Origin of the sequence: Micromonospora sp. CPCC 205539 (assembly GCF_036906815.1) — a bacterium.
Classification (GTDB): Bacteria; Actinomycetota; Actinomycetes; order Mycobacteriales; family Micromonosporaceae; genus Micromonospora.
The window spans coordinates 1-6,781 of the sequence record NZ_JBAKHW010000084.1 but is presented as its reverse complement, the minus strand read 5'-3'; the positions used below and the strand labels follow the sequence as shown (position 1 = coordinate 6,781).

Sequence of the window (6,781 nt, the reverse complement as noted above, 5' to 3'; positions counted from 1 at the left end):
CAAGAAGGTCAAGACGGGCCCGGGAGGACACGTGGGGGCGACTCTTCAATCCAGCGCGGCCGACCCAACCCCCAAGGTCGACACTTCGGAACAGTCACTTCCCGGACCCGCCAACCCCCAGCCTAGAACACCACTCCTCGCCGTCTCTTGACACAGAGGGGTGCCATGAGCGGACGCCCGGTGGGGAACGTCGTAGTCGGCATCACGGCGGAGTCCGAGCGCCCCGAGGTGAGCGCCCCATGGCCCCCTGGCGGCGACGACGAAGGCGCTGTATGGACGCTACGTTGTTGATCTTTGATGACCTGCTCGATGTGTGCTCTCCAGCGGATGCCAACCCGGGCGAACCAGTGCCAACGCGGGTCACCGCGGCCGACCGCCGGTCGCAAACCGGGGTCCGTGTGCTCGACCTGTGGTCCTGGGCTGGGCGAACAGGGACCCGGGTGACGTGGGTGAACGTTGGCCACTCCCTGCCACCCCAGGTGAACCCCCAGGTCGCTAGACTGTGCCCTCGCGCCCCCGTAGCTCAGGGGATAGAGCATCGGTTTCCTAAACCGTGTGTCGCAGGTTCGAATCCTGCCGGGGGCACCAGGTCAGAGCCTTGATCATCGATCAATCTTCGCTCTTGGGCGACTTCCGTGCCCGATGCGTGCCCGATCGTGCCCGTCCGAGGTTGTCCAGGTGAGCGGCGACCTCGGCATCTCGGGAGTCAATCGCGCGGGCGTAGTGCCGGGTGGTGACGCTCGCGTTGGCGTGGCCAAGCCGACGGGCAGCGACGAGCACACCGTGAGAGTCAGCCACCCAGCTTGCGTGGGTCGCCCGCAGGTCGTGCGGGGTCACGTCGTCGAGTCCGGCGGCGGCGATGGCATGGACGAAGCGGCGCCGGAATCCGTGGTAGCTCTGCTGCCGGTGGGCGGTGTGCTTCTGCCGACCAGGGAAGGCGAAGGCATCGGGGTCGTCGGGCAGCGTGGCAAGGTGCTCTTCGACGAGCTGCGCGACGAACGCGGGCACCAGCAGTTCCCGCCGTTGGTGGTTCTTGGGTGTATCGATGACAGGGCCGCCGGGCAACTCGCTGACCGCATCGGCAATGACTACTCGGCCCTCGACGGTGTCGATGTGTCGTCGGCGTAGCGGTAGCGCCTCACCAATGCGCAGCCCGCCATAGGCCAACAGCAGGACCAGGACCCGGTCGCTGAGTTCGCAGTGTGCGGCCAGACGGCCGACATCCTCGACGGTAAGGATGCGCGGATCCGCCTCCGGTATTCGAGGCAGCCGCACACCACGGCAGGGAGTCGACGGGATCATGCCGTTGTCGACCGCCGAGGCCATGACTTGAGCCAGCAACCGGTATGCCTGCCGCGTTTGCGAGGCGCTCAGCGTTTGCGACAGTTTGCCGACCCACTTGCTTACGGCGATGGGTCGGAGCATCGAAAGCTGGGTACGGCCGAGGTGCGGAACGATGAGGCGGTCCAGGACCGACCGGTAGGTGTGCACAGTCTTGGGCTTCCACCCTGACTCCGCCGCACTGAACCACAGTTCGGCCCACTCGCCGATCGTCGTCCGGCCGGCAGACGGAGCAATCCACCGCCCCTGGGCGATGTCGGCTTCGACGATGCTCAGGAACCGTTCCGACTCCGCCTTGCTTCGGAACGTGCTCGGCGCAGGGTGGTCGAGCCCGTCAGGACCGAGGTAGCGAACCTGATAGCGCCCGGATGGCAGCTTGCGGACCCGACCGAACCGGCGCTTACGAGCGGCCATCAAGCCACCTCCCCGTTGCGCCAACGAACCGAGAGCGGTTCGACGGTTGATTCGGCGATGTAAGCGTTGAGGACGCTCTCCCTGATGCGGACGTGCGTGCCGAGCTTGACGAAGGCGATTCGTCGCTCAGCGATCAGCCGGCGCGGAAACCGATCAGTAGTGCCGAGTAGCGCGGCGGCTTCCTCAACGGTCAACAGCCTGTCCATGGTCTCTCCCCTCAGCTAGTCATGCGGCGATCGGTTGCACGTGATCGGTGGTACCGAGTTCGTGGGCGAGTTCTTCGCGGCCGGTGGTTCGTCGCTCTCGTGCCATGGCGGCGGCAGTGTTGGCGAGTAACGCGTCTCCGGTGGTGTGCCAGCCGACGCCGGCGAAGGTGAGGGTGCCGACGATGAGCGTCGTGTCGTCCTCGTCGAGGTGGTCGACAGCGCGGAGGGTGCCGAGTTGTTCGTCGGCCTGGTGCTCGTGCTCGTGGCGTCGGAAGTTGACGCGGGTGTCGCGCAGGAGTTGGAAGGTGACGGAGTAGCGGCGGGCTTTGGTGAGGAAGTGGCCGCCGAAGCCGAGCATGTGTGCCCACCGGCGCAGCCGGGCGTAAGGGTTGGCCGTCGCTGGTTTCGCCGGTTCGGCGTCAAGGACGGCTTGACGCGCGGCGACGCAGACGGGGCAGGCGGCGTAGCGGGTGTGGGTGCCGCAGTCGGGGCACTCCCAGCGGTCGACGAAGCCGGGCTGTGGCCGGTGGTCCCGGGGCCGTTCCGAGAGCGGGACGGGTGTGGTGGTGGGTCGGCCGGTGTGCCAGCAGGCGTTGATGAGGCGGGCGGTGTGGTCGCCGTCGGGGTCGGCGTAGTCGCCGATGGAGTCGGCGTCGAGCCTGACGGAGCGGTGCCCGGTTACCTCGGTGCTCTTGGTGGCGTACTTCGCAAGGTACCCAGCGACCATGCTGTCAGTGACCTCACCGTCCCCGGTCAGGCTGATGGGCCGGATGTCGAGGCCCTTACCCGGGTCACCCCAGCCGATCGACCAGCCGACCGGCCGGTCGGGATGGGTCGGGGTGGTGAACGCGACCTGCTCGACGGCGGCCCGGATCGCGTCATCAAGGTCCGCGACGGTGAACGCGGCCGGTGGTGGGATGACGGCGGTGGGGTCGTCGGGGTGGACGCCGTCGAGGCGCACCAGGGCGTGGAAGTGCACGGCTCCGCGTGCCTGGAACTCGGCCACCTTCCCGTGCGACAGCCGAACCGGTGCGACGGTGCGGGTGTTGCCGGAGGCGGTGACGACGTGGACGCGGGGGATGCCGCGTCGGCGGGCGAGTTTGGCGAGCCATCGTTCCGCGGCTTGCTTGGTGCGGTGCCACAGTTCGCCGGAGAACAGGTTCCAGACGACTTGGTGGGTGTGGTCGTAGCAGTCCAGACACAGCGGCTGTCCGAGCACCTGGTCCCCGGACTCGTGGCGTGCCCAGCAGACGGTCGGTCGGCCGTGGGAGCAGAGGCCGGCGGTGGGGTCGGTGGTGCGGCGGGCGTGGCACGGGTCGGGCCGGCAGTCGCAGCGTTTGCGGTTGCCGCAGGTGTGCCGCTTGACGGCCCGGGTGTGCACGGTCCCGAACGAGGGCGCAGTGAACGTGGCGAACACCGCCGGGTGCTGGGTGACGGTGTCGGGGACGCCTTTGCCGCCGATGAGGCCGGCGCGCAGGAGTTGGTAGGCGTCGCGTTGGTAGGTGTGGGCGCAGGCGGGGCAGACGGTGGCGCGTCGGTTGCCGCAGGCGGTGTAGATCGCGGCGTCGGGCATGGCGTCGGTGTGCCGCTGGTCCAGGACGCGGCCGGTGCTTTGCTCGACGGTGAGGAGTTGGCCGGCGAGGCGGATGGGGCGGGTGCAGCCGGCGGCGGCGCGGACGTGTTCGAGCCATCCGAAGTAGTCGGGTTGGGTGGCGCGGGTGAATGCGGAACCGGTGGCGGTGTAGTCGTGGATGGGGATGGTGTCGGCGTTCGAGCCCACACCCCGGGCCAGAGCGGTTCGGGGTGTGAGGTCCAGCGTCGAGGCCATCAGCCGCGTACCTCGGTGAGGTGGCGGGTGGTGATGGTGTGTTCGGTGACGATGACGCGGCAGGCGCCGCACTGGCGCTTGGCCGGTTCGTGCCGGCGGCACGGGATCAGGGCGGTGGTGTCGCCGCAGCGGATGGTGACCGGTGCCCGGCAGGGGCCGCCGGGGATGACGTCGATGAGGGTTCGGCGGGTGTCGAATGGGTGTGCGTCGGGGTAGGCGGGGCAGGTGTGGGTGACCTGCTCGATGTCGACCAAGACGATGGTCATCGGGCACCCCGGGGAATGGTGGCAAGCAGCTTCCCGGCGACGATCGTGCTGATGTCGAGGCGGTCGGCCAGCTCGGCGGGGGTGATGGGTTGACCGGTGGCTTGTTCGTGCTGCACGGCCGCGAAGCGGGCAGTGGGCAGCAGGTGAGCGGGGACCTCGACCGGCTCCGAGGCCGGCACGGTGACGGGTTCCGACTCGACGGCCGGGGTCGGCTGGGGTGCCGGGGTGATGGCGGCCGGTGGTGTTGGCTCGGTGGTGACCTGCTCGGCCACCTGGACGCGGATTGGCTGCGCCGGCTCGGAGGGAGCCGTTATGGGTTGCGTGGTGGGTGCGGGGGCGAGGACGAGTTTGACCAGGGCCATGAACGCCAGCGCGGGAACCGCTGAGAGGAGCCACCCGGACGGGCCGGGCTTGGCAACGGCCAACTGTGCGGCGAGGGAGAGGCCGGCGGCGGCGATGAGTAGGACCATCGGGTAGCCAATGGGTGCGCCGGTGCGGCGGCGTCGGCGGATGGTGAGTAGGGCGGCGATGGGGACGAGTTCGGAGATGACGGCGTTGGCCCAGCCGAACCATCCGGGGGTGTTGTCGGGGCTGTTGGCCATGGTCCAGTCGTGGACGTGGGTGAAGGATGCGGCCCCGGCGGAGCCGCCGACGATGATGAGGATGAGGACCAGGACCAGGCCCTCAAGGCGGGTGCCGGCGGGTTTGCGGTTCATCGGATGCCGCCCATGTAGGCCATGGCGATGCCGATGAGCAGGATGACGGCGAAGGTGATCAGGGCAGCCATTAGTGGCCTCCGTGGCAGTCGAGGCAGCAGCCGTAGCGGCGGGGGATGTAGTAGGGCTTCACCTGGTCGCAGTGCCGGCAGGTGCGGCGGGCGAGCAGGGCTTTGGCGATGGCCTCCCGCTGTGCGGGCGTGGCGGTGCGCTTGGGTGCGGCGAGGTCGGTGCGGTAGAGGTAGGCGACCCTGCGGTTGGTGCGGTGTCGCCAATAGATCTGGGCGACCGGGTCGTGTCCTCCGGGGCGGAGGCCGGCGGCGCGGAGTTGCCGCAGGGTGGCCAGGCCGGTGGGGGCGCAGTGGTAGGGGAAGGTGGGGAACCCGTAGCGGGTGCCGAGCGGGTCGTAGAACTCGACCCGGATGCCGGTGCGCTCGGCCAGGTTGTCCAGGTCGACGCTGCGCAGATCGGTCATGGCGTGTCACCGCCCCAGCGCTGCTGTGCGGCTTGGCGGGAGATCCCGAGCCGGGAGCCGATTTCGGCCCAGGAGTAGCCGAAGGCCCGCAGGCCGATCACGGCTTCCCCGATGGCGTCGTCGATGACGGTGGACAGGGCGATGAGGTCGCGGAGTGCTTCGACGTCTCCGGTGGCGACGCGTCGGCCGTGGGCGCGGATGATGCGCCTGGCGAACGAGGCGAAGGCGTCGTTCTCGACGACGTCTCGACGCCGTTGCCGGGGGAGGTTGGGCGTCAAGGGCTTCTTGACGGTGTTCATCGGATCTCACCTCCCGTGTTGCGGAGGGAGTTCCACTCGGTGGCAGCCGCCTCAAGGGCGGTGATGACCTGCTCGGCGGTGCGAGCCGGGTCGTCGTTCCACGAGTAGGGAGAGGTGTGCTCGTCGAGCAGGTAGCCGTCCTCGTCGATGTGGAAGACCGGGGCGGTGGTGTCGAGGTAGTCGACGAACACGCCCAGGGCGGCGAGGTAGTCGGCGAGGGCGTCGGGGTCGAGCTCAGAGAAGTGCTCGACGGTGTGTCCGGCGCAGGCGATGCCGATGGCCCCGGCGGCGCAGGCCGGCGGGGTGAGGGTGTCGGGGTTCTTGGCGTAGTAGGTGCCCTGGTGCCAGCCGTGCCGGCGCAGGTACAGGGCAGCCATCCGCAGCAGATCAGCAGGTGTGACCTCTGCTGCGGTGGGTGGGTTCTGGGTAGCCTTCATGGCAACCACGTCCTTTCGAGGTTGTTGGTCGAGGTCGGCAGGACCGGCAGTTGCTGCCAGGCGAAATCCCGGTCCTGTCGGCCGATTAGTGAGTGCGCAGCCGCAGGTAGCGGCGGTGGCGGGTGTCGTCGCCTCCCATGAGGCGTGGGGCGGAGACGTAGACGAGTCGCCCGGTCTGGCCGGCGGCGTGGAGCATCGCGGCCAGGTCCTCGGGAGAGCCGACGATCCACATCTCGGTAAATTGCGCGGCGCGTTGGTTGTTGGCCTTGGCGTAGGTGCGCTCGCGGGTGGTCATGCCGCCATCTCCCACTCGGTGGGGTTGACCGCCGGAGCGCTGGCGCTGGTGCCGTTGGGGCGGCGGGTCCAGGCGGCGTAGTCGGCGATGTTGTAGATGTCGGTGTCAGTGAGATAGGCGGCCTTGATGCGGCGGGGAACGCCGCCTTCGGCGAGGAGGTAGGCCGCGCCTTGGTTGGTGGGTGAGATGTCGGAGGCGGTGTAGCCCTGCTCGGCCCAGCCCTGACCGAGGATGATGTTCGAGCTGTTTAGTGAGGTGCAGCGGAACGCGGCCCGGTAGCCGAACAGGTCCCGCAGGCTGGCGGGGATGATGTCCCATGACGGGCGCTGAGTAGCGGCGACGACGGGCATGCCGCAGGCCCGGCCGAGGGAGACGAGCCCTCGCAGGAGGGTGGAGAACTCTTCCTGTTGCTGCTTGGTGCCGAGCACCGTGGAGAACATGGCGAGTTCGTCGATGATGGTGACGATGACGGACATGCCGTCGCCGTCGGCGAGCTTGCGGCGC

9 protein-coding genes, 1 tRNA gene and 1 pseudogene are annotated in these 6,781 nt (G+C 68.8%); 1 reads left to right on the top strand and 10 read right to left on the bottom strand.

The window, feature by feature from the left end; all coding sequences use genetic code 11:
- Positions 1–512: 512 nt before the first annotated feature.
- Positions 513–588: transfer RNA gene (locus V6V47_RS32455), tRNA-Arg, on the top strand.
- A 21-nt stretch (positions 589–609) separates the two neighbouring features.
- On the opposite strand, the gene V6V47_RS32450 is transcribed toward V6V47_RS32455, so the two are convergent.
- The 10 genes and pseudogenes from V6V47_RS32450 to V6V47_RS32405 all read right to left on the bottom strand — a co-directional run.
- Positions 610–1,755 carry a tyrosine-type recombinase/integrase gene (locus V6V47_RS32450; protein WP_334632375.1) on the bottom strand — a complete coding sequence of 382 codons (1,146 nt, stop codon included), beginning with the start codon at positions 1,753–1,755 and terminating at the stop codon, positions 610–612.
- Positions 1,755–1,961 carry an excisionase family DNA-binding protein gene (locus V6V47_RS32445; protein ID WP_112681372.1) on the bottom strand — a complete coding sequence of 69 codons (207 nt, stop codon included), beginning with the start codon at positions 1,959–1,961 and terminating at the stop codon, positions 1,755–1,757. Before V6V47_RS32445 ends, V6V47_RS32450 begins: the two co-directional genes overlap by 1 nt.
- Positions 1,962–1,980: 19 nt before the next feature.
- The gene (locus tag V6V47_RS32440; RefSeq protein ID WP_334632374.1) at positions 1,981–3,789 is read right to left on the bottom strand and encodes a replication initiator; all 1,809 of its coding nucleotides are present in this window, start codon (positions 3,787–3,789) and stop codon (positions 1,981–1,983) included.
- A complete protein-coding gene (locus V6V47_RS32435) occupies positions 3,789–4,055 on the bottom strand; it encodes a hypothetical protein (protein ID WP_334632373.1) in 267 nt (88 codons plus the stop codon). The genes V6V47_RS32440 and V6V47_RS32435 overlap by 1 nt, the downstream gene beginning before the upstream one ends.
- Positions 4,052–4,771: a hypothetical protein gene (locus V6V47_RS32430; RefSeq protein WP_334632372.1), complete on the bottom strand. Its 720-nt coding sequence runs from the start codon at positions 4,769–4,771 to the stop codon at positions 4,052–4,054. Before V6V47_RS32430 ends, V6V47_RS32435 begins: the two co-directional genes overlap by 4 nt.
- Positions 4,772–4,841: 70 nt before the next feature.
- Positions 4,842–5,222: an RRQRL motif-containing zinc-binding protein gene (locus tag V6V47_RS32425; protein WP_334632376.1), complete on the bottom strand. Its 381-nt coding sequence runs from the start codon at positions 5,220–5,222 to the stop codon at positions 4,842–4,844.
- A gap of 20 nt (positions 5,223–5,242) precedes the next feature.
- On the bottom strand, positions 5,243–5,545 hold the full coding sequence (locus V6V47_RS32420; RefSeq protein WP_334632371.1) for a hypothetical protein: 303 nt from the start codon (positions 5,543–5,545) through the stop codon (positions 5,243–5,245).
- On the bottom strand, positions 5,542–5,982 hold the full coding sequence (locus V6V47_RS32415; RefSeq protein WP_334632370.1) for a DUF6197 family protein: 441 nt from the start codon (positions 5,980–5,982) through the stop codon (positions 5,542–5,544). The genes V6V47_RS32420 and V6V47_RS32415 overlap by 4 nt, the downstream gene beginning before the upstream one ends.
- Before the next feature lie 85 nt (positions 5,983–6,067).
- Positions 6,068–6,277, bottom strand: coding sequence for a hypothetical protein (locus V6V47_RS32410; RefSeq protein WP_334632369.1), 210 nt, complete (start codon positions 6,275–6,277; stop codon positions 6,068–6,070).
- Positions 6,274–6,781 (bottom strand): annotated as a pseudogene (locus V6V47_RS32405) (FtsK/SpoIIIE domain-containing protein); the annotation flags it as partial. The gene V6V47_RS32410 and the pseudogene V6V47_RS32405, both read right to left, overlap by 4 nt.